Annotated in this window: 19 protein-coding genes and 1 pseudogene; 10 read left to right on the top strand and 10 right to left on the bottom strand. The window is 63.9% G+C overall.

Going from position 1 to position 20058, the window contains the following annotated elements:
- Positions 1 to 4: 4 nt before the first annotated feature.
- Both CXQ89_RS16305 and CXQ89_RS16300 read right to left on the bottom strand, forming a co-directional pair.
- A pseudogene (locus CXQ89_RS16305) lies at positions 5 to 154 on the bottom strand (isopenicillin N synthase family oxygenase); the annotation flags it as partial.
- Positions 155 to 203: 49 nt separating this feature from the next.
- Entirely contained in the window at positions 204 to 1010 is an 807-nt protein-coding gene (locus CXQ89_RS16300) for a hypothetical protein (protein ID WP_104162024.1), read from the bottom strand.
- Between the two features lie 104 nt (positions 1011 to 1114).
- Between CXQ89_RS16300 and CXQ89_RS18230 the strand changes: the two genes are divergently transcribed.
- Positions 1115 to 2101, top strand: a complete 987-nt coding sequence (locus tag CXQ89_RS18230) for a hypothetical protein (RefSeq protein WP_146067281.1) — start codon at positions 1115 to 1117, stop codon at positions 2099 to 2101.
- Positions 2102 to 2206: 105 nt separating this feature from the next.
- Here the strand turns inward: CXQ89_RS18230 and CXQ89_RS16295 are convergent, their stop codons facing one another.
- The gene (locus CXQ89_RS16295) at positions 2207 to 3238 is read right to left on the bottom strand and encodes an isopenicillin N synthase family oxygenase (protein ID WP_104162023.1); all 1032 of its coding nucleotides are present in this window, start codon (positions 3236 to 3238) and stop codon (positions 2207 to 2209) included.
- A 314-nt stretch (positions 3239 to 3552) separates the two neighbouring features.
- Between CXQ89_RS16295 and CXQ89_RS16290 the strand changes: the two genes are divergently transcribed.
- Genes CXQ89_RS16290 through CXQ89_RS18665 form a run of 4 tightly spaced genes read left to right on the top strand, consistent with a single transcriptional unit; the run spans position 3553 to position 8072 of the window.
- Positions 3553 to 4686: an ABC transporter substrate-binding protein gene (locus CXQ89_RS16290; RefSeq protein WP_104162022.1), complete on the top strand. Its 1134-nt coding sequence runs from the start codon at positions 3553 to 3555 to the stop codon at positions 4684 to 4686.
- On the top strand, positions 4667 to 5782 hold the full coding sequence (locus tag CXQ89_RS16285; RefSeq protein ID WP_104162021.1) for an iron ABC transporter permease: 1116 nt from the start codon (positions 4667 to 4669) through the stop codon (positions 5780 to 5782). The genes CXQ89_RS16290 and CXQ89_RS16285 overlap by 20 nt, the downstream gene beginning before the upstream one ends.
- Complete coding sequence (locus CXQ89_RS16280; protein WP_219815630.1) at positions 5779 to 6678, top strand: ABC transporter ATP-binding protein; 900 nt, start codon at positions 5779 to 5781, stop codon at positions 6676 to 6678. Before CXQ89_RS16285 ends, CXQ89_RS16280 begins: the two co-directional genes overlap by 4 nt.
- Positions 6675 to 8072, top strand: coding sequence for a hypothetical protein (locus tag CXQ89_RS18665; protein WP_219815629.1), 1398 nt, complete (start codon positions 6675 to 6677; stop codon positions 8070 to 8072). The genes CXQ89_RS16280 and CXQ89_RS18665 overlap by 4 nt, the downstream gene beginning before the upstream one ends.
- Before the next feature lie 128 nt (positions 8073 to 8200).
- Here CXQ89_RS18665 and CXQ89_RS16270 read toward each other — a convergent pair whose 3' ends face one another.
- Complete coding sequence (locus CXQ89_RS16270; protein WP_181032409.1) at positions 8201 to 8797, bottom strand: LysE/ArgO family amino acid transporter; 597 nt, start codon at positions 8795 to 8797, stop codon at positions 8201 to 8203.
- A 69-nt stretch (positions 8798 to 8866) separates the two neighbouring features.
- On the opposite strand from CXQ89_RS16270, the gene CXQ89_RS16265 reads away from it, so the two are divergent.
- Positions 8867 to 9736 (top strand): LysR family transcriptional regulator ArgP, encoded by an 870-nt coding sequence (locus CXQ89_RS16265; RefSeq protein ID WP_104162020.1) that lies wholly within the window; start codon positions 8867 to 8869, stop codon positions 9734 to 9736.
- Between the two features lie 12 nt (positions 9737 to 9748).
- On the opposite strand, the gene CXQ89_RS16260 is transcribed toward CXQ89_RS16265, so the two are convergent.
- A complete protein-coding gene (locus tag CXQ89_RS16260) occupies positions 9749 to 10642 on the bottom strand; it encodes a hypothetical protein (RefSeq protein ID WP_258060166.1) in 894 nt (297 codons plus the stop codon).
- 186 nt (positions 10643 to 10828) lie between these two features.
- On the opposite strand from CXQ89_RS16260, the gene CXQ89_RS16255 reads away from it, so the two are divergent.
- Genes CXQ89_RS16255 through CXQ89_RS16245 form a run of 3 tightly spaced genes read left to right on the top strand, consistent with a single transcriptional unit; the run spans position 10829 to position 12196 of the window.
- Complete coding sequence (locus CXQ89_RS16255) at positions 10829 to 11128, top strand: type II toxin-antitoxin system VapB family antitoxin (protein ID WP_104055710.1); 300 nt, start codon at positions 10829 to 10831, stop codon at positions 11126 to 11128.
- Complete coding sequence (locus CXQ89_RS16250; RefSeq protein WP_104162019.1) at positions 11121 to 11804, top strand: LytR C-terminal domain-containing protein; 684 nt, start codon at positions 11121 to 11123, stop codon at positions 11802 to 11804. The genes CXQ89_RS16255 and CXQ89_RS16250 overlap by 8 nt, the downstream gene beginning before the upstream one ends.
- A 2-nt stretch (positions 11805 to 11806) precedes the next feature.
- A complete protein-coding gene (locus tag CXQ89_RS16245) occupies positions 11807 to 12196 on the top strand; it encodes a hypothetical protein (protein ID WP_104162018.1) in 390 nt (129 codons plus the stop codon).
- 4 nt (positions 12197 to 12200) lie between these two features.
- On the opposite strand, the gene CXQ89_RS16240 is transcribed toward CXQ89_RS16245, so the two are convergent.
- The 4 genes from CXQ89_RS16240 to aceA form a co-directional block, all read right to left on the bottom strand.
- Positions 12201 to 13562, bottom strand: coding sequence for an amino acid permease (locus CXQ89_RS16240; protein WP_104162071.1), 1362 nt, complete (start codon positions 13560 to 13562; stop codon positions 12201 to 12203).
- A gap of 169 nt (positions 13563 to 13731) precedes the next feature.
- Positions 13732 to 14445 (bottom strand): DsbA family protein, encoded by a 714-nt coding sequence (locus tag CXQ89_RS16235; protein WP_104162017.1) that lies wholly within the window; start codon positions 14443 to 14445, stop codon positions 13732 to 13734.
- Between the two features lie 122 nt (positions 14446 to 14567).
- A complete protein-coding gene (aceB, locus tag CXQ89_RS16230; RefSeq protein WP_104162016.1) occupies positions 14568 to 16199 on the bottom strand; it encodes a malate synthase A in 1632 nt (543 codons plus the stop codon).
- Positions 16200 to 16297: 98 nt separating this feature from the next.
- A complete protein-coding gene (gene aceA, locus CXQ89_RS16225) occupies positions 16298 to 17596 on the bottom strand; it encodes an isocitrate lyase (protein WP_181032408.1) in 1299 nt (432 codons plus the stop codon).
- Between the two features lie 145 nt (positions 17597 to 17741).
- Here aceA and CXQ89_RS16220 point away from each other — a divergent pair, with 145 nt between their 5' ends.
- Entirely contained in the window at positions 17742 to 19241 is a 1500-nt protein-coding gene (locus CXQ89_RS16220) for a helix-turn-helix transcriptional regulator (protein WP_181032407.1), read from the top strand.
- A gap of 16 nt (positions 19242 to 19257) precedes the next feature.
- Here CXQ89_RS16220 and map read toward each other — a convergent pair whose 3' ends face one another.
- Positions 19258 to 20034 carry a type I methionyl aminopeptidase gene (gene map / locus CXQ89_RS16215; protein ID WP_104162015.1) on the bottom strand — a complete coding sequence of 259 codons (777 nt, stop codon included), beginning with the start codon at positions 20032 to 20034 and terminating at the stop codon, positions 19258 to 19260.
- Between the last annotated feature and the right edge of the window lie 24 nt (positions 20035 to 20058).

Genomic DNA, 20058 nt, shown 5'->3' with positions numbered 1-20058 from the left:
CGCGTTACTTGGCGGAAACCAGCTCCGGGTGATGCAGCTGGGCAACCTGCGGATGGGCGCGCAGCCAGCCCTTGAGGACATTGGAGCCGTAGGACGCCAGCATGGGGTTTTCCGGATCATCGGAGATGCCGCGGGACTGTGCCGCCAGCTCGGCGCATTTGGCATGGTTGTCAATGGGAGGTAACTACGCCAGATCCTCCCACCTATTTGGTCATCTCAATGTATTTGGATTGTTCCGTCGTAAAGTGTGGAGTTGACTCGTCATCGCCGTAAATAATGAATTCACCAACTGTCTTCTCTATAATGTCATTGTCGCCTCCGGTTTGATATGAAACAATAATCGAGAAAGTAGAACTTTTGGTTCCGCTAACCCAGATTCTCACGGTTGCAGGACTTTCTGAGGTCAAACTAAACGGATGGAACTTGATTCCGGGCTGTAGTTCGACGGAAGGATCCAGATTACTCCAAGACTGTGTGTCCAAGGCAAGGGATAATTCCACATTATTTGTGGATGGCCCGGAACCCGCAGACGGGGGAGGGATGAAGTACCACTGTGGTTCTGGGAGATCAGACTCCGTGGGCTCTACCCTAATGTCAGTGAAAACGTAATTGCGATCCTTTTGGGCAGTTAGCGATATCAACAGGACTCCCTCGTGGAACGCCTCCAGGTCGGGATCCTTGAAGTTTTCGGGGTCGTAGTCATGACCGGCTCTGGGCATGGTGTCGGAGGTAACGCCAACGTACTGAGAGAAATCCCAACTGGTAGCAATGCCCAGCTTATCTTCGCGCAACATAGCCTTATCTTCGCGCAACATAGCAGGGCCAAAGACGGTCGCGGCGGCAGTTAGAAGGCCGGCTGCAGCCATGACGAGAACGTTCAAGACGCTAACTCTGTAGGTCTTGGCCTCGAATCCCGGCGTGTACAGACTGTCCAAACGGCCTCTGAGCAACTGATTCTCTTGTTCGAGCTTTCGTTTCTTAGCGGAAAACATGAGGATCCTCTTCTCCATGCACGCCGGTGATGGGTCAAAGGTAGCTCACTCGCCGATCGGTCTCACCAGGAAGATTAGATTTTTCTGTTGCAGTCTGAGCGGAACCGAGTAGCTTGAGCCCCATGATGGCGAAGCTGAAGTACCCATTGCTAATTTTCGGTATTTTCTTTGTAGCCGGATTGCTGATATTTTCGGGCACTTTTGGGCGGGTGATACTTGCCCCAGAAACGCCCGCGGAGCTTCAGTCTGAGACTGAAGCTCCCGCTGAAACGCCAGTGCCGTCCGACGTGAGTCCCATGGAACTCGATCCCCTAACAGCAGAAGTTCCCTCACTATGTGGTCATCCAGCAGGAAGGTTGGTTGAGGGAGCATTGCCTCAAGATGCCTCAAGATTGGGGGACACATACGTCAGAAGGTATCCGGCGGGGCAAATCATGTGGGCGACGCCGCAGAGACCCCTCTTGCAAACTGATGTCATAGCAGCGGTTCTGGCTGTCGGCTGCAATAAGGGTGGAGTGTCTTGGCCAGACACCATCCTCGCCTACAACCAGTCAGCTGAGCTTATCGGGCATATTACCTTGGATTCGGTGACCGGCGGGAGCCGTGAGGCCCTCAATTCGCTGAGTGTAGAGAATGAGAGAGTCTCTGCTTCGTGGACAACTGAGGCGAAAGGGGATCATGCATGCTGCGGAACAATTCTGGCCTCATCGACTTTCACCGTGGATGGGCCAAATCTAACAGCAGGCGACATTGACATTAAAAATGAAGAGCAATCCATGTTGGCGCTCTTGGCGGCGGTGAACGATGGTGATGAAGCGACGGCAATAAGACATATAAATGACGAAAAGACATATTCACTGCTCTTAAAGCAAGTCTCCTATGGGCCTTTGGAGTTGAGTCGTTGCTATGGGCTATTGAACTCGTATGAGATGCCAGCATCAGCAAAGAGTCTTTTCAAGCAAACCGATGCCAGTGGCAACGTAGTTTTCCCGCCTTCCGATGACATCGTGCGAATCTGTGTAGTGGAAAGTGCAAACGGTAAGACAATAGTCTTTGGTTATGCTCAGCCGAACATCGCCCAGTGGGTAGTCCGATTAATTCTGAGCTGACATTCCTAGCCCAAGGGGACATGCGTAATACAACGGCACAACCCCCTCGATGTGGTGGACGATTTCCTCGGCTTATAGGAAGCGGGGAGACGGCCACAGGCCGCGTTACTTGGCGGAAACCAGCTCCGGGTGATGCAGCTGGGCAACCTGCGGATGGGCGCGCAGCCAGCCCTTGAGGACATTGGAGCCGTAGGACGCCAGCATGGGGTTTGCCGGATCATCGGAGATGCCGCGGGACTGTGCCGCCAGCTCGGCGGGAAGTTCCACCGAGTCAATGACGGCGTCCAGGCGCGGGGACCAGAAGAACGGAATGGCGTAGCGGTCCACGCCGGGAGCCGGTGCGGTGACCCGGTGAATGGTGGCGGAAAGGTAGCCCTGCGTGGCAACCTCGAGCATCTCGCCCAGGTTGACCACCAGCGCACCCGGGATCGGCTCCACCGGAATCCACGTATCCGATTCATGCGGACGAACCTCCAGGCCGCCCACCGAATCCTGCAGCAGCAGGGTCACGAAGCCATAGTCGGCGTGCGACCCGACGCCCTGGGTGCCTGCTTCCTTGACCACGCCACCCACGTAGTGGATGAGCTTGGCCATCCACGCGGGAGTTCCTTCGAAGGGCTCGGCGAAGTGGTCTTCGGGCAGATCCAGCGAGACGGAAATGGCGCTGAGCAGCTCGGCGCCCACTTCCGACATCAGCTCGCCCCACTCCATCGACTTCTGCCGCAGCTCGGGCAGCACCTCATCGGGGAACAGGTTGGGACCCTGAACCAGCCAAAACGGCTGATCTTTCGGATAATCCGCCACGGGCTCGCGCTCCGGGCCGAAGTCCACCTGCTCGCGGGCATCCGGACGTCCCTGCGTCAGCTCGGTGCCCAGCCTGGTGTACCCGCGGAAGTGCGGAGACTTCCGGTTATCCAGCTCCAGCCGGTTTTCCAGCGGCAAATCAAAGAAGCGCTTCGTGACGTCAAACAGATCGTCCACCTTGGCTTCGCCTGCGCCGTAGCCCACCAGCTGGAAGAAGCCGATGCGGTGCGTGGCATCACGCAGCTGTGCAATGAACTCGGGGTTGAAGGAACCGTCGGCATTACGGGCGGTGCTCAGGTCCAGGACGGGAATCGAGGTGGGGATCTCAGTCATAGAGCGAAGCTACCACCGGCCGCTGTCAAGTAAGTAGCAAATGTTACGACGGCGCCATCTTGTCCCGCGCTGACCTGCACTTTTATTCCGCCCACTGTGGACGGGTGCGTAATACGGCGTCTTGTGGCGACACGATCAGGGGTTAGACCGGCCCGGCGGCGGATGGGGATTCGTGCCGGGATGAGTGATTGTATCCGCGCGGGGCGCCGTCGAATAATTAGTACACATAAATGTGCGCTAATCCGTTCCATATGGTCTGATATACACATCAGTCTTTAGGTAAGCCTTACCTACCAACCCCGATAGGAACGTTGTTGAGCGCCTCCCACCCTCCCCGCGGAACCTCCCGCCGCCATGTTCTCGGCGGTGCCGGTCTGGGTCTTCTTGCCCTTGCCCTCGGTGCCTGCTCCTCCCGTGAAACCGTTGCGGCAGCCGGAAACGCGGCGGGTTCCGGCGGCTTCACCGTCACCGACATGCGCGGCGTCGAGGTGTCCTTCGACGCGCCGGTGCAGCGCATCGCAACCACTGTGATTCCCTCGCCGTCCATGCTCGCCGCGGTGGACGGCGGCTACGGCCGCATTGTGGGCATCAACGAATCCACCCTCCAGGCCAACAAGCAGGGCCTGTTCGGTGAGATGTACCCCGAGTCCAAGAGCACCACCACCATTTCGCCGTCGAGCTTCACGCCCAACATTGAGACCATCACCAATCTGGAGCCCGACGTCGTGTTCCAGTGGGCGGACCAGGGCGACGGACTGGTGGAACCGCTGGAAAACGCGGGCTTCAAGACCGTCTGCCTGCTCTACGGCACACAGGAATACCTGGAAACCTGGGTGCAGCTGTTCTCCACCATCCTGGGCAAGCAGGAGCGCGGCACCGAAATTGTGGACTGGATGCATGCCGAGATCGCCCGGCTGAAGAAGGAACTCTCCGGCGTGTTGACTCCGGTGCGCGTGGTCCACCTGGGCCAGTCCGGTGACGGCTATTCGGCCTCCAACAAGTCCTCCTACATGCACTACTGGATGGAACTGGCCGGCGGGCGGAACATGGCAGCGGACAACATTTCCGCGGAGAACGTGGTCAGCGCCGAACAGCTCATCACCTGGGATCCGGAGGTCATTACGCTGGGCGGTTTCGACGCCCGCACCCCCGCAGAGGTTTACGCCGACAAGTCCCTGGCCTCCGTTTCCGCGGTCCGCAACCGCCGTGTGTACAAGGCGCCGCTGGGAGGCTACCGCTGGGAAGTTCCCTGCGCCGAGTCTCCGCTGATGTGGCAGTGGGCCGCCGAGCTCTACCATCCGCAACTCACCGGCCACACGCTGCGCGCCGCCATGGCCGAGAAAATTGCCTACCTGTACAACTACGAGATGTCCGAAGCCCAGATTGATGCCGCTCTCCGGATGGAACTCAACAGGGAAAGCGCCGGCTATGACGTCTTCCGCGGTTAAGCCCGGCACGACGACGACGACGGCGACGGCGACAGCTCCCCGCCCGCCAGCGCGCAGCCACCGGGTGCCGCTGCTGCTGTGCGTCCTGCTCCTGTGTGCGGTCGCGCTGATTTCGATGGCGGCCGGCCGGTACTGGGTTCCGCCGAACGAAATCCTGCGCATCCTAGCCAACGAAGCCACTGCACTCTTAGGGGCCGGCGGCGGTGAGGGCGCCGTGCGCCGGACCTGGACCGAGCAGGAAGCCACGGTGGTGCTGGATGTGCGCCTGCCGCGGGTCCTGCTGGCCTTCCTCGTGGGCGGAGCCCTTTCCCTGGGCGGTGCCTGCCTGCAGGCACTGTTCCGCAATCCGCTGGTCAGCCCGGACATCATCGGCGTCACGGCCGGCGCATCCTTCGGCGGCGTGCTGGTGCTGACCCTGGGCCTGTCCGGCGGTGCGATGGTGGGCGGAGCATTCGGCTTTGGACTGGCCGCCCTCGCCGTCGTGCTCCTGCTGGGCCGGCTGGGCGGCAGCGGCGGACCCATGCTGATGATCGTGCTCGGCGGCATTGTGGTGGCGGCGTTCTTCAACGCCCTGGTCTCCTTCATCACGTACACAGCGGACCCGTATTCCGAGCTGCCGTCGATTGTGCACTGGCTGCTGGGGTCCATCGCCGCCGCCGGGTATGACAAGGTGCTGACCGCGCTGATCCCGGTTGCCCTCGGCGCGGCCGTGGTCCTGGCTATGCGCTGGCGGCTGAACGTGCTCTCGCTGGGCGACGACGACGCCGCTGCCCTGGGCGTTAATCCGCACCGCTCCCGCGTGGTGCTGCTGTGCGCCGTGGCCCTGATGACCGCCGGGACCGTGGCCGTGGCCGGCGCCGTCGGCTGGGTGGGCCTGGTGGTTCCGCACCTGGCCCGGCTCTGGGTTGGCCCGGACCACCGTGTGCTGCTGCCCGCGTCGCTGCTGCTCGGCGGCACCTATCTGATGCTCATTGATACCCTCAGCCGCTCCCTCACCAGCAGCGAACTGCCCCTGGGCATCCTGACCGCCGTTATCGGCGCCCCGGTGTTCGTGTGGCTGCTGGCCCGTTCCCAGAAAAAAGGCGAGATGCAATGACCACCCTTCCTATCCTGGATTCCGGCTCCGCCGCGGCTTCCTCCCTGGCGGCTGCCGCATCGGAGGCCACCCTGATGCAGGTTTCCGGGCTGGGTTTCCGCTACTCCCGGGTGCGGCCCTGGCTGTTCCGAAACCTCGGCTTCACCCTGGAGCGCGGGGAAATCCTGTCCATCCTCGGGCCCAACGCACGCGGCAAAACCACACTGCTCAAATGCCTGTCAGGCCTGCTTGCCCCGCGGGAGGGGCAGGTCACCACCGCGGCTGCCGTGGGCTATGTTCCGCAGGACCACGGCGCCGGCGGTACGTCCTACACCGTGGCCGAGATGGTGCTCATGGGCCGCAGCCGCCACCTGCGCGCGTATCAGAGCCCCCGCCGGGAGGACCACGACGCTGCCGACGCGGCCATGGAACGGGTGGGTGTGGCCGGCTGGGCCAACCGCTCCTACGCCGAGCTGTCCGGCGGCCAGCGGCAGCTGGTCCTGATCGCGCGGGCCGTGGCCTCCGGCTCCGAGCTGCTTGTCCTGGATGAGCCCGCCTCGGCACTGGACCTGCACAATCAGTCGCGCGTGCTCGGTGTCCTCGCGGGACTTGCGGCGGACGGGATGGGTGTCATCATGACCACCCACCATCCGGACCACGCCCTGCATGTTTCGCGCAACGCGCTGCTGTTTGTCGGCAGCGACGACACCCGCTGGGGACCCACTGACGAAATGCTGACCAGCTCCGCACTCTCGGCGGTCTACGGACTCCCCATCTGCACCCCAACTGTGGGCACCGAGTCGGGCAACCGGGTGATCGCGGTGCCGGATTTCGGCCCTTCCTGCCGCAAGGACTGCGCACTGCCCTTCGGCTCCGCGCCCCTCACATCCATCCCCCTTCGAAAGGACCTCCCGTGATTTTCCGGCTGATCGGCGGTACGCCGATGCGCGGCCAGAACGACCCTTCCTGGCGCGGCGCACTCGAAGACGTTGACGCGTACGACTTGGACGACGACGCCGCCCGCGCCCGGATCCTGTCCGCGGACGCACTGGTGATCGGCGGGAGTGCTGACCACCTGCTGCTGTGCCGGCACCGCGAGGCACTGAGTGGTTTTGTCCGCTCCGGCGGCCGGGTGCTGGTCAACGGCCAAGTGGTGAAGCCCTTCATTGACGGACTGGCGGTCTGGCGAAAACTCGAATTCCGCGGCGCACAGGACGTCCGTCCGCATTCGGTCACCGCCCATCCGGTCTGGCACGGCGTCGACTATCGGGACCTGCACTACCGCACGGGTGTGCCCGGAACACACAGCTACGAGAAGCTGGAAGAGATCGGCGTCGCCGGCTTCTACGGCCGCGGCTACCATCTGGACCTGCCCGAAGGTGCCAGCGTTGTCACGGGCATCGGCCAGTATTCGCTGCCGCTGGACTACAGCTACCGGTTGGGCGAGGGTGAGGTGCTGGTCCACGGCGGCAATGATCTGGAGAGCTTCAGCGATGACAGGTACTCGATCGGAGAGATCGGCCCCAACCTGGTGCACTGGCTGGAGGGCGGAACCCGGACTCCCGGCAAGAAGCTGGCCGGACCGGAAACCGCCGAACGGAACTCGGTTGCCGCAGTTCCGCCGCCGCCGTCCGCCGGCCAATCCGTCGCCGTCGGACGCCGAGAACCGGCACCCGGCGCCGCCCCGCGGATCGGGCTGCTGCACTGCGGCACGTTCCCGGCGCTGCGCACGCTCGCCGATCCCGCCCTGGCCCCCTATCGGATTGAATCCGTGTACCTGCCTGAAGCTGATCCCTCAGCGCTTGCCGGCCTGGACGTGATCATCGTGGGGGACCGCCTGCACCAGGGCCAGCTTGCCCGATTTGCCCCGGCAGTTCGCGCCGCACTGCAGGACCCTGCCAAGACCGTGATCGTGCTCGGTGAGAACAAGGTGGAACAGTGGCTGCCCGGCGTCGGCTACACCTTCCGGCCCACCGTGTTCTGGACCTGGCGCACCGGCGAGGACAACGGCACGCGGCTGCGGCTGCCCGAGGACCCGATGTGGGAATACTTCACGCCGCGGGCAGTGTCCTGGCATCATCACGGACTGCTGCATCCGCCCGCCGGTGCCCGCTCTTTGGTGGTCATGGAGGAGGGCGGCACCGACTCCGGAGCCCTGCTATACGTGGACGAGGTGAACCAGCCGGCCCGTCTGCTGGTGACCACTATGGATCCGGTCTATCACCACGGTTCGGGGTTCATGCCCGGCGCTTCGCAGCTGCTGTACTCCCTGCTGCGCTGGGTGACGGCCACGCACGTTCCGAGCAGCTAAGCGTTCGTCCCCGCCGGCGGTAAATCGACCACTTTGGGATTTTCCCTCCACTTTGGGAAATCCCTGCCGTTTTAAACCGGCAGGGATTTCCCAAAACGGCGGGGATTTCCCAAAATCCAGAATGAGGGTCAGCCCAGAGCTAGCCGGACGGCCAGAACCAGCATCACGATGCCGATGAGCAGGTCCAGTATCTGCCAGGTCCGGGGCCGGTTCAGCACGCGGGACAGCGAGCGGGCGCCGTAACCCAGCGCAGCGAACCAGAGACAACTGCCGACGGCGGCACCGGCCGCAAAAACCCAGCGGGCGTCCGGCCCGTGCTGGTTCGCCAGGCTGCCCAGCAGCACCACGGTGTCCAGATAAACATGCGGATTCAGGAAGGTCAGCGCAAGGGTGGTCAGGATGACGGTTCCTTTGGCGCGCGGCGCCTGGGCGGTCAGGGCAGCGGGGCGCAGGGCAGAGACCAGCGATCGGATACCCCACCAGGCCAAGTAGGCGGCCCCGCCCCAACGGAGAATTTCAAGGGCGGCGGGAAAGCGGGCCACCAGCGCGCCGATCCCCGCGGTGCCTCCGAATATCAGCAACACGTCACTGATGATGCACAGCATCACCACCACCGAGATGTGCTCGCGGCGCAGACCCTGCCGCAGCACAAAAGCGTTCTGGGCTCCGATAGCCATGATGAGTCCCAGACCGGTGACCATGCCGGTTGCCGCGATGCTTAACATGTGTTCACCGTAGCCAGCGGCACGGATTCAATCCAACGAATGATTTTCAGGATGCATTAGCTTTGCTTCATGAACTTTGAGCATCTGAGGGCACTGGCCGCCGTTGTGGACGAGGGTACTTTCGAAGCGGCGGCAGACCGGCTGCACATCAGCCCGTCAGCGGTAAGCCAGCGGATCAAGGCGCTGGAAAACGCGGAAGGCCAGATCATGATCCGCCGCGGCGTGCCGTGCAGTCCCACGGAACCCGGAGCCGTCCTGCTGCGGATGGCCCGGCAGATGCAGCTGCTGGAGGCCGAGGCCCGGGAGGCCCTGGGGTCCCAGGCACCGGGACTGGCCGCTACGCGGTTGGCCGTGAACGCCGATTCCCTGGCCACGTGGTTCCTGCCCGTGCTCGCGGAAGCCGCTAACTGGGCGGACACCACCCTTGACCTGCACGTTGAAGACCAGGATTACAGCAGCCGGCTGCTGCGGCAGGGTGACGTGATGGGGGCGGTGACATCGGACCGGTCTCCGGCGAACGGCTGCCGGGCGATCCGGCTGGGAGCAATGCGTTACGTCCCTGCCGCCGCTCCCGGGCTGCGGGACCGGTTTGCCGGGGCAGGCGGCCCGGACTGGGACGCCATGCCGGTGCTGCAGTTCAACGCCAAGGATGACCTGCAGCGCGGTTTCCTGGCCTCCCGGAGCACCTCCGGCAAACCTCCGATGCACACCGTCCCCTCGTCGGAGGCTTTCGTAGCCGCCATACGCGCCGGGCTGGGCTGGGGGATGGTGCCGGAACTGCAGGTGGATTCGGACTTTGACGACGGCACGCTGGTACTGCTCGATGCCCGGGCACACCACGACGTCGTTCTGTACTGGCAGTACTGGGGGCTTCAGTCCAAGCGCCTTGACCGGCTCACAGCAGCGGTCCGCCGGGCAGCCCGTCAGCTGCGCGACTAGCCCACCTGAAAATTAGCTCACGCCGTCGTCGCCGGCTGCCCGGCCCGCAGCCATGGAAGCCCAGCGCGCAAAGTAGGCACCGCCGGCGTCTTCATGGATGCGGTCGCCCGCGGTGAGCACCGGATACGGTTTGGCCGGAACGCCGTCGGCCGGGCGGACGTCCACGTGCGCAACGTCGTAACCCAGCGCGTGCAGCTCATCCGCCATCGCGTAATCCGTGCGGGAATCCCCGACCGTGCGCCAAATGTGGGGAATCTCCGTGCCGGCTGACTCCAGAAGTGAGAGAGCGCGGCGGGCACCGAGGTCCTTGCCGACGCCCAGCGCTTCTATATCGGTGGAAATGATCGTGGGATCGATGCGGTAGTCAATGGAATCGTCGCTGTCGGGAGCGTGGTGTTCCAGCCGGCACACTCCGAGGTCGAACTTCTCCATCAAGGCCAGGGCATCGGCGTCGAACTGCTGCTGCTCGGCCAGGTAATCGGCGTTGGCCACGTCCACGTGCTGCTCCACGGACACCATGGCCCGTTTCGTTTCGTCGTAGAACATGTGCCCGCTGTACTTGGCTGCCACCAGCTGCCGGACGGCGTCGGCATAGTTGCCGGGGAGGGCCAGCGCGGAATCAACCTGCGGATCACCGGGGCCGGAACCGGTGAAGGAGAACCAGACAGCACCCTTTTCACAGACGGCATGCACAGTGGTGTCAGCCGGAAGGCCCGCGGCGATCATCGGCGCCATCACCTGCTCGCGGATGAAGGCATCGGACCGGCCGGTATTGAAGATGACAGGCCATCCGGCGGTTGCAAGCTCCACGAGATCCGCAATAATCCCAGCGGGCACGGATCGGGTCACAGGGCTGGCCACCGGGCCGTCGACGTCGAGCAGGAGTCCAAATCGGGAGAAAGTCACTGTGCCAGTATTCCACCGGGCCAGGTCCCGGAAAAATGCCCGCTGCCATGCGGAGGGCTGCATTTGTGCTGGTGGGAGGCAGGATCCGGCCCATCAGGCTCCGCGGTGACCCTTTTGTAACCGAATGCGAACGCCCCGCCGGGGTGCGCTGTTTCAAAGGATGCAGATCTTCTTTAGTCTGTATTAGTGATCTTCAAAGCTGTTGGCGACGGACGCCCTTACCCCGACCATGGATATGTAACACCCAAGGACTGGGCAGCGGTGCCTCCCCGGCAGGTCCGGCTCGATGAGCTGGTCACCACCAAGAGCACTCTTGACCTTGGTGCCCTGCTGGCAGAGGATTCCACCTTCTTCGGAGATTTATTTCCGCACGTTGTGCAATGGAGGGACACCATGTATTTGGAAGACGGACTTCACCGGGCGGTGCGAACCGCCCTGCACCAGCGGACCATCCTGCATGCACGCGTCCTGGTGATCGATGACTGACAAGCCCTCCGGTGTGCAGCACCGGAACAGGGCAGCCAAGAGCGATCCCACCGAATGGCACGGTCACCGGATTGTCACGGAGGATGATCTCGGGGCCGTGTTTGACGCGGAGGCGAATGAAGCGGCAAGAGTTCGGCTGGCGCGCCGCCGGCAGCAGCGGCACCGGATTGTCATAGGCCTGCTTCTGGCGGTGCTGCTGGCCGCAGCACTTTTCGCCCTAGCTGTCCTGCGGGGCTGGATTGTCCTCTCGGAACCCGAAACAAAACCGGTTGCCTCCACGGAATGTCCCGCGGGACCGTTTACCTATCAGGATCCGGACACCATCACGGTGAATGTCTACAACACGACGGCGACCGCCGGGCTGGCCTCCCAGGTCTCCGAAGCGCTCGCCCAGCGGGGCTTTCAAAAGGGAATCGTGGGCAACGGCTCGGTCAACCGCGAGGGCATGACCGCTATCATCATCTCCGGTCCGGACGGTGAAGAGGCTGCGTTTACGCTGCAGCAGCAGATCCCCGCAACACAATATGTCCAGGATGACCGGGCCGACACCACGGTGGACGTGGTTCTGGGGTCAGGGTATGCGGCACTGGTGCCCGCGGATAAGATTTCGGCCTCAGCCGCCGGACCGATGAGCTGCCCGTGGATGTCCGAGACGCCGGCACCGCCGGCAGGCTAGCGATGAGGCGCACCCCGGAAGAGCGCGCACTGATCGGACTGGAATTTGCAACGTCCGCGGCGGCTCTTGGCGGCGGGCTTCTCCTGGCCGTGCGGCCGGACGGCGCCTTCCTGCATGCCGACCCGTCAGTGCTGCGGCGGACTCCGTTTACCGACTGGAGGCTTCCCGGGCTGCTTCTGGCCGCCGGCTGCGGAGGCGGTTACCTGATCGCCGGGCTGCTCACCCTGCGGCGTCACCGGGCCGCACCCCTGGTCTCCGCTGCCGCCGGAACTGCGTTGATCGGACTGGAAGCGTGGGAAATCGCCTTCATAGAGTTCCAGCCGCTGGAGGCGGTGTTCGCGGGGGTGGGAGCCGCCGTCGTCGTGCTGGCGCTCCGCACCCGGCCCGTCTAGTTTCTCAGGCCGAGGAACCCGCCCGGGAGTCGACCGTTTCATCCGCCAGATCGGCCCGCACCCGTCCGTCGCCGCGGACCCACAAGCGGTAGGCCACGAAGAGCAGCGCTATCCAGGCGGCGCCCACGATAAGGGCCACCCGGGTGCCCGGCATGACACCGAGCAGCACCACAATGAACACCATGAAGGCCAGCGCAGCATAGGAAGCAACGGGCCAAAACGGTACACCGAACTCCGAGGCGGGCAGGTTGCGCCGGGCGATGTCGCGCTTCATCGAAATGTGCGACAGCAGGATCATCAGCCAGACCCACACAGTGGCGAAGGTGGCAATCGAGGCGATGATCGTGAACAGCGATTCGGGCAGCAGGGCGTTAAGCACGACGCCGGCCAGCAGCACTCCCGCCATAGTGGCCACGGTCATCCACGGCACACCGTTTTTCGAGACTCTGGCGAACGACGCCGGTGCCTGGCCCTGCCGCGCAAGCCCGTACATCATGCGGCCGGCACCGAAAATATCGGCGTTGATGGCGGACAGGGCGGCGGTGATGACCACTGCGTTGAGGATGTGCGCCGCGGCGGTAATGCCGAGCGAATCAAAGATCTGCACAAAGGGACTGGTGGAGCCGTCAATATCCTGCCACGGAAAAATCATCATCAGCACGGCCAAGGTGCATACATAGAACAGAAGGATCCGGAACGGCACGGTATTCACCGCAGCGGGGATGGCCTTCTTCGGATCCTCCGCCTCGCCGGCGGTGATGCCGATGGTCTCAATGCCGCCGAAGGCAAACATCACGATGGAGAAGGACGCCAGCAGGCCCCAGAAGCCGTTCGCGAAGAAACCGCCGGAACCCAGGAGAGTGCCCATGCCCGGGTTGGCGCCGTCGTCGAGCCCGAAACCGAACACGATGATCGCAATACCGCCCACAATCATGGCGATGATGGCACTGACCTTCAGGATGGAGAGCCAGAACTCGGTTTCGCCAAACACCTTGACCCGCATCAGGTTCAGCGCCGCGATGAGCAACACCACCGCCAAAATCCAGATCCAGCGCGGCACGTCCGGGAACCAGAAGCCCATGTAAATGCCGAAGGCGGTGACATCGGCAATGGCCACCACCGCCATTTCGAAGGCGAAGGTCCATCCGGTGATGAAGCCGGCAAACGGACCCAGATAGCGGCTGGCATAGTCGCCGAACGAGCCGGAGACCGGATGCCGCACCGCCATCTCGCCCAGCGCCCGCATGACCAGGAACACAGCCGCGCCGCCGATCATGTAGGCCAGCAGGACCGCCGGCCCAGCGGACTGGATGGCCGACGCGGACCCGTAGAACAGTCCGGTGCCGATGGCCGAGCCGAGCGCCATGAAGCGGATGTGCCTGACATTCAGGCCGCGGGCCAGCGCCTGGGTAAAGGAGGACTTCAAAGAGAACGCACCTTGGAGATTGGGGGATAGGCCGAATAGTCGGCCTATCCATATTACGCCCGTGCGTGTGGATCGTGATTTTCAGTCCTTGAACCTGCCGGCTAAGTCCCTAGCAGCCGTCCGGGCCGCAGGCTGGGCCGTCGGCGGAGGCCGAGGCCGACGTGGGGTTCACCAGGGGGTGGGATTCCTGCCAGGCCTGTTCCACGGCGGAGGTGAAGAGTGCGACGGGCTGTGCGCCGGAAATCCCATACTTTTCATCGAGGACGAAGAACGGCACGCCGCTGACTCCCAGGGACCGGGCCTGCGCAATGTCGGCGTTTACGGCGTCGGAGTATTCGTCGGTGGCCAGCATGGAGCGTACCCGGTCCGGGTCAACGCCCGCTGCGGCACCGATCCCGGTCAGCACCTCCGTTGACCCGATGTCCTGCCCCTTCTCGAAGTGGGCCGAAAGCAGCGCCTCCTTGACGGCGTCGGCCGCTTCGGAGCCGCCCTCTGCACGGGCCAGATGGATCAGACGGTGGGCCGGAAAACTGTTGGCCACCACCAGGGAATCGAAATCGTAGGACAAGCCCTCACCGGCGGCCTGGGCGGTCACCTGCTCCAGCATGCCGGCCAGCTGCTGCGGATCGATGCCCTTGCGTTCGCTGAGGTACTGGACCTCGGTGCCGTCATAGTGAGCCGGCAGGGAGGGATCGAGCTGGTAGCTGCGCCAGGTCACCTCCACCTCATTCCGGTGCGGGAAAGCTGCCAGGGCAGCCTCGAAACGGCGCTTGCCGATGTAGCACCACGGGCAGGCAATGTCGGACCAAATATCAATCTTCATAACCCCTGCAACGCAGAAAGGACCGGGACCCATTCCCGCAGCGTCATGGAACGCTTTACGGAAAAACGGTCCCGGTCCTTCGCCGGTGCGGATACTGAAGGCGTATCGGCACCGGCGGGAGGTTAGGCCGGCTCCAGTTCCTTTGCCTCGTGCAGGAACCGGGCGTAGGCCGGCACCGTCAGGAAGGTGGGGAACTGCTCGCCGCAGGCAACCTCTTCAAAGAGTTCCCTGGCATCCTCGAAACGGTCGCCGTCGAAACGCTGCAGGTTCCCGAACTCCTCGTCCAGCAGTTCCTCCACCCAGCGGTGCGTAATGATCTCGCCCTCGTCCGTGACGGCCGAGGCATGGATCCACTGCCAGATCTGCGAACGGGAGATTTCCGCCGTGGCGGCGTCCTCCATCAGGTTGTTGATGGCGGCCGCACCGTTGCCCCGCAGCCAGGACTCGATGTAGCGGATGCCCACCTCGATGTTGCTGCGGATACCGGCTTCGGTGATGACACCGGGGGTGGAAGCGACGTCCAGCAGCGCCTTGTCATTGGGGACTACGTCTTCGCGGGTGCGTTCCAGCTGGTTCGGGCGCTCGCCGAGGACGCCGTCGAACACCTCCATGGCCACCGGAACCAGGTCCGGGTGCGCCACCCAGGAACCGTCAAAACCGTCGTTCGCCTCGCGGGTCTTGTCGGCGCGCACCTTTTCCATGGCGACGTCGTTGGCTGCCGCGTCCTTGCGGTTGGGGATGAAGGCAGCCATGCCGCCGATGGCATGGGCTCCGCGGCGGTGGCAGGCACGCACCAGCTGCTCGGTATAGGCGCGCATGAACGGAGCGGTCATGGTCACCATGTTGCGGTCCGGCAGCACGAACCGGGGTCCGCGGGTGCGGAAGTTCTTGATCACCGAGAAGATGTAGTCCCAGCGGCCGGCGTTCAGGCCGGCGGCGTGGTCCCGCAGTTCGTAGAGGATTTCCTCCATCTCAAATGCTGCGGTGATGGTTTCGATCAGCACCGTGGCACGGATGGTGCCCTGCGGGATGCCCATGAGGTCCTGTGCCAGGACAAAGATGTCATTCCAAAGCCGGGCTTCGAGGTGGTTCTCGATCTTCGGCAGGTAGAAGTAGGGGCCGCGGCCCTGCGAGATCAGCCGCTGGGCGTTGTGGAAGAAGTACAGGCCGAAGTCCACGATGCCGCCGGCGATCGGAGTGTTGTCCACCAGCATGTGCTTCTCGGGCAGGTGCCAGCCGCGCGGGCGGACCACGATGGTGGGCAGGTCTGTCAGGGACGTGCCCTGCACCTTGTAGTCCTTGCCCTCCGGGGAGGTGAAGTCGATTCGGCGGTCCAGGGCGTCCCGCAGGTTCAGCTGGCCGTTGATGACGTTGGACCACGACGGCGTGGAGGAGTCCTCCATGTCCGCCAGCCACACCTTGGCGCCGGAGTTCAGGGCGTTGATGGTCATCTTGCGGTCCACCGGACCGGTGATTTCCACGCGCCGGTCCTCCAGCCCGGGGGCCGTGGGGGCCACCCGCCAGGAATCGTCTTCGCGGATGGACCGGGTCTCAGCCAGGAAGGAAGGATCGGCCCCGTTGGAGATCTGCGTCCGGCGGGCCTGACGCTGCTGGAGCAGCTCCTGCCGGCGGGAGGCCGTGGCCCGGTGCAGTGCCTTGACGAAATCAAGCGCCTGCGGGGTGAGGATTTCCTCCTGCCGCCGCACAGCGGGAGCGGTGAGGGAAATACCGTTCAGGGTGATTGGGTCATTCATGGCGTTCTCCTTGGGATGATTCAAAGCTGTGGGATAGACGCAGCGGGGGTGGGGAAGATTCCGCCACCCCCGCCGTATCCGGCTTCTGAGAGCCAGGGTTAGTGGAACTGGGCGGACTCTGTGGAGCCGGCCAGGGCCAGGGTGCTTCCGGTCGGGTTCAGCGCGGTGGCGATGGCATCGAAGTATCCGGTGCCGACCTCGCGCTGATGCTTGGTGGCGGTGTAGCCGCGGGATTCGGAAGCGAATTCCTTCTCCTGCAGTTCCACGTAGGCGCTCATGCCGTTGCGGGCGTAGCCGTGGGCCAGATCGAACATGGAGTAGTTCAGGGCGTGGAAGCCGGCCAGGGTAATGAACTGGAACTTGAAGCCCATGGCGCCGAGCTCGCGCTGGAACCGGGCGATCGTGTCATCGTCCAGGTGCTTCTTCCAGTTGAAGGACGGCGAGCAGTTGTAAGCCAGCATCTGGTCGGGGAACTCGGAGCGGACGGACTCCGCGAACTTGCGGGCCAGCTCCAGGTCCGGGGTGCCGGTCTCCATCCAGATCAGGTCCGAGTACGGGGCGTAGGCCTTGGCTCGGGCGATGCAGGGCTCGATCCCGTTGCGGACCTTGTAGAAACCTTCGGGGGTGCGCTCGCCGGTGATGAACTCCTGATCGCGCTCGTCCACATCGGAGGTGATGAGCGTGGCGGCCTCAGCGTCGGTGCGGGCAATGACGACGGTGGGCGTGCCGGCGACATCCGCCGCCAGGCGGGCGGCGTTCAGGGTGCGGACATGCTGGCCGGTGGGGATCAGGACCTTGCCGCCGAGGTGGCCGCACTTCTTCTCCGAGGCGAGCTGGTCTTCCCAGTGAACGCCTGCCGCACCGGCCTGGATCATGGACTTCATCAGCTCGTAAGCGTTCAGCGGTCCGCCGAAGCCGGCTTCGGCGTCGGCCACGATCGGGACCATGTAGTCCTCCACGCTCTGGATACCTTCAGCGAACTCAATCTGGTCGGCACGGAGCAAAGCGTTGTTGATACGGCGGACAACGGTGGGAACCGAGTTGGCCGGGTACAGGGACTGGTCCGGGTAGGTGTGGCCGGAGTTGTTCGCGTCGGCTGCGACCTGCCAGCCGGAGAGGTAGATGGCCTTGAGGCCGGCCTTGACCTGCTGCACGGCCTGGTTGCCGGTAAGGGCACCCAGGGCGTTGGTGTAGCCCTCGTCGCCGGCGTTGCGGAGCTGGTCCCAGAGCTTCTCAGAACCGCGGCGTGCCAGCGTGTGCTCTTCCTGGACGCGGCCGCGGAGCTTCACGACGTCGTCGGCGGTGTAGTCGCGCTCGATGCCGGCCCAGCGGGGATCCGAAGCCCATTCGGAAGTAAGCTGCTCGGCGGTGGGTGCGGTGTTCTGTTCCTGGGTCATGACCAACGTCTCCTTGAAGTGTTGCTGCATCTCCGGCCGTTTCAACCGGTGATTTCCTCTGTGCAACTAACTCTGCGGCAATAACAAACCCCTTTCTAGGAGTTTTCTCTGGCAAGAAATGCAGTTCTTCGCATAATGTGAATTTGTGACCGACACAACATGGAACCGGCCCGCTCCGGCAGCCCGCAAATCCGCTCCGGGGTCCGAAGCGGAGCGCACTTTGGACGTGATCAGCCTGGGCCGGCGCGTCCGGCACCTGCGCAAAGCCAAGGGGATGACGCTCGATGACCTGGGCGCCGCCGTCGGAACCGTGGCCTCCCAGCTGTCGCTGATTGAGAACGGCAAACGCGAACCGAAGCTGGGCATGATGCAGGCGCTGGCCGCCGCACTGGACGTCAGCATCGATTCGCTGCTGGGTGCCGAGCCGCCCAGCCGGCGTGCTGCCCTTGAAATTGAGTTGGAGCGCGCCCAGCGCGGGCCCCTCTACGCGTCCTTGGGACTGCCGAAGGTGAGGATCGGCTCCCGGCTGCCCATCGATGTCCTCGAATCCCTGGTGGGACTGCAGGCGGAGCTCGAGCGCCGGCTCAATGAACAGGTGGCCACGCCCGAGGAAGCGCGCCGGGCCAACGGCGAGCTGCGGGCCATGATGCGCGAGCGGAACAACTACTTCCCCGAATACGAGGCCGAGGCGCAGAAGGTGCTGGATTCGGTGGGACACACGTCCGGTCCGCTGTCCCAGCATGTGATCGCCGATATCGCTGCGCACCTGGGCTTCAGCCTGCATCATGTGAATGACCTGCCGCACTCCACCCGGTCCGTCACGGATCTGAAGAACCGGCGGATCTATCTCACGCAGTCGCAGCGTTCGGACCACGATCCGCGCTCGGTGCTGCTGCAGGCGCTGGGCCACTTTGTGCTCCAGCACCAAACCCCCAGCAGTTACGGCGAGTTCCTGGGCCAGCGGGTGGCCACAAACTACTTTGCCGCGGCACTGCTGCTGCCCCAGAAGGCCACCGTGGAGTTCCTGCAGCGGGCCAAGGCCGCCAAGGAGATTGCCGTCGAGGACATCCGCGATGCCTTCGCCGTGTCCTACGAGACCGCGGCGCACCGGTTCACGAACCTCGCCACGGAACACCTGGGCATCCCCACCCACTTCCAGAAGGTGCACGAGAGCGGCATTGTCTACAAGGCCTATGAGAACGACGGCGTGACGTTCCCTGCCGATCACACCGGCGCCATTGAGGGGCAGCCAATCTGCCGGTACTGGACCTCCCGGGAGGTCTTCTCCGTCCCGGACCAGTTCAGCGCGTTCAACCAGTACACCGATACACCGGCAGGCACCTACTGGTGCACGGCACGCATTGAACGGGGATCAGCCGGCAAGTTCTCACTCAGCATTGGCGTGCCGTACCAGCACGTGAAGTGGTTCCGGGGCCGGGACACCACCGAGCGGTCCAAGTCCCGCTGCCCCGATCCGGACTGCTGCCGCACGCCGCCGGGCGAATTGGCATCGCAGTGGTCGGGGTTTGCCTGGCCCAGCGCCCGGGCCCACTCACACCTTCTGGCGGCGCTGCCGCCGGGCGCATTTCCCGGTGTGGATGAGACAGAGGTGTATTCATTCCTGCAGGCCCACGCAGGGGACTGACCGCAGCGCAGCGCAGTTACGACGACGAAGGCAGCGTGAGGACCTCCGCGCCCTCGTCCGTTATGACGATGGTGTGTTCGCTGTGCGCGCTGCGGGCGCCGGTGGCACTTCGAAGCGTCCAGCCGTCGGCATCGAAGGTGAGCTGAGCTGTGTCGGCCATGATCCACGGTTCCAGTGCCAGCATCAGTCCCGGCCGGAGCGTGTAACCGCGTCCCGGCCTGCCCGTGTTGGGGACATGCGGGTCCTGGTGCATGGTCGACCCGATGCCGTGGCCGCCGAACTCGGTATTCACCTGATACCCGGCATCAGTGAGCACCATTCCGATCGCGTGTGAGATGTCACCGATGCGTGCCCCCGGTCCCGCGGCGGCAATTCCGGCAGCCAACGCGCGCTCGGTCGCGGTGATGAGCTCAACGCTCTGTGCCGGTCTGGTGTCTCCCACGATGAAGCTGATGGCGGAGTCGGCGGCAATTCCTGCCTTGGCTACGGCCAGGTCCAGGCTCAGGAGATCACCGTCCTGCAGCTCGTAATCGTGGGGCAGGCCGTGCAGCACTGCATCGTTGACGCCCGTGCAGATGTAATGCCCAAACGGTCCGCGGCCAAAGGACGGGGCATAATCCACGTAGCAGGATTCTGCTCCGGCGTCCTGGATCATCCGGGCTGTCCACTGGTCGATCTCCAGCAGGTTGGTGCCCACGGCGGCTCGCTTTTTCAGGGTCTGCAGGATGTCTGCGACCAGTCTTCCGGTGACCCGCGCCTTTGCTACTTCGGCCGGGTTCAGGATCTCGATCATGTGGCGCCTTTCTTGGGCGGTGGA

The organism is Arthrobacter sp. ZGTC212 (assembly GCF_002929255.1).
GTDB lineage: Bacteria > Actinomycetota > Actinomycetes > Actinomycetales > Micrococcaceae > Arthrobacter_B > Arthrobacter_B sunyaminii.
Note: the sequence above shows the minus strand (reverse complement) of the source record. Positions and strands in the feature narration are given on the sequence as shown.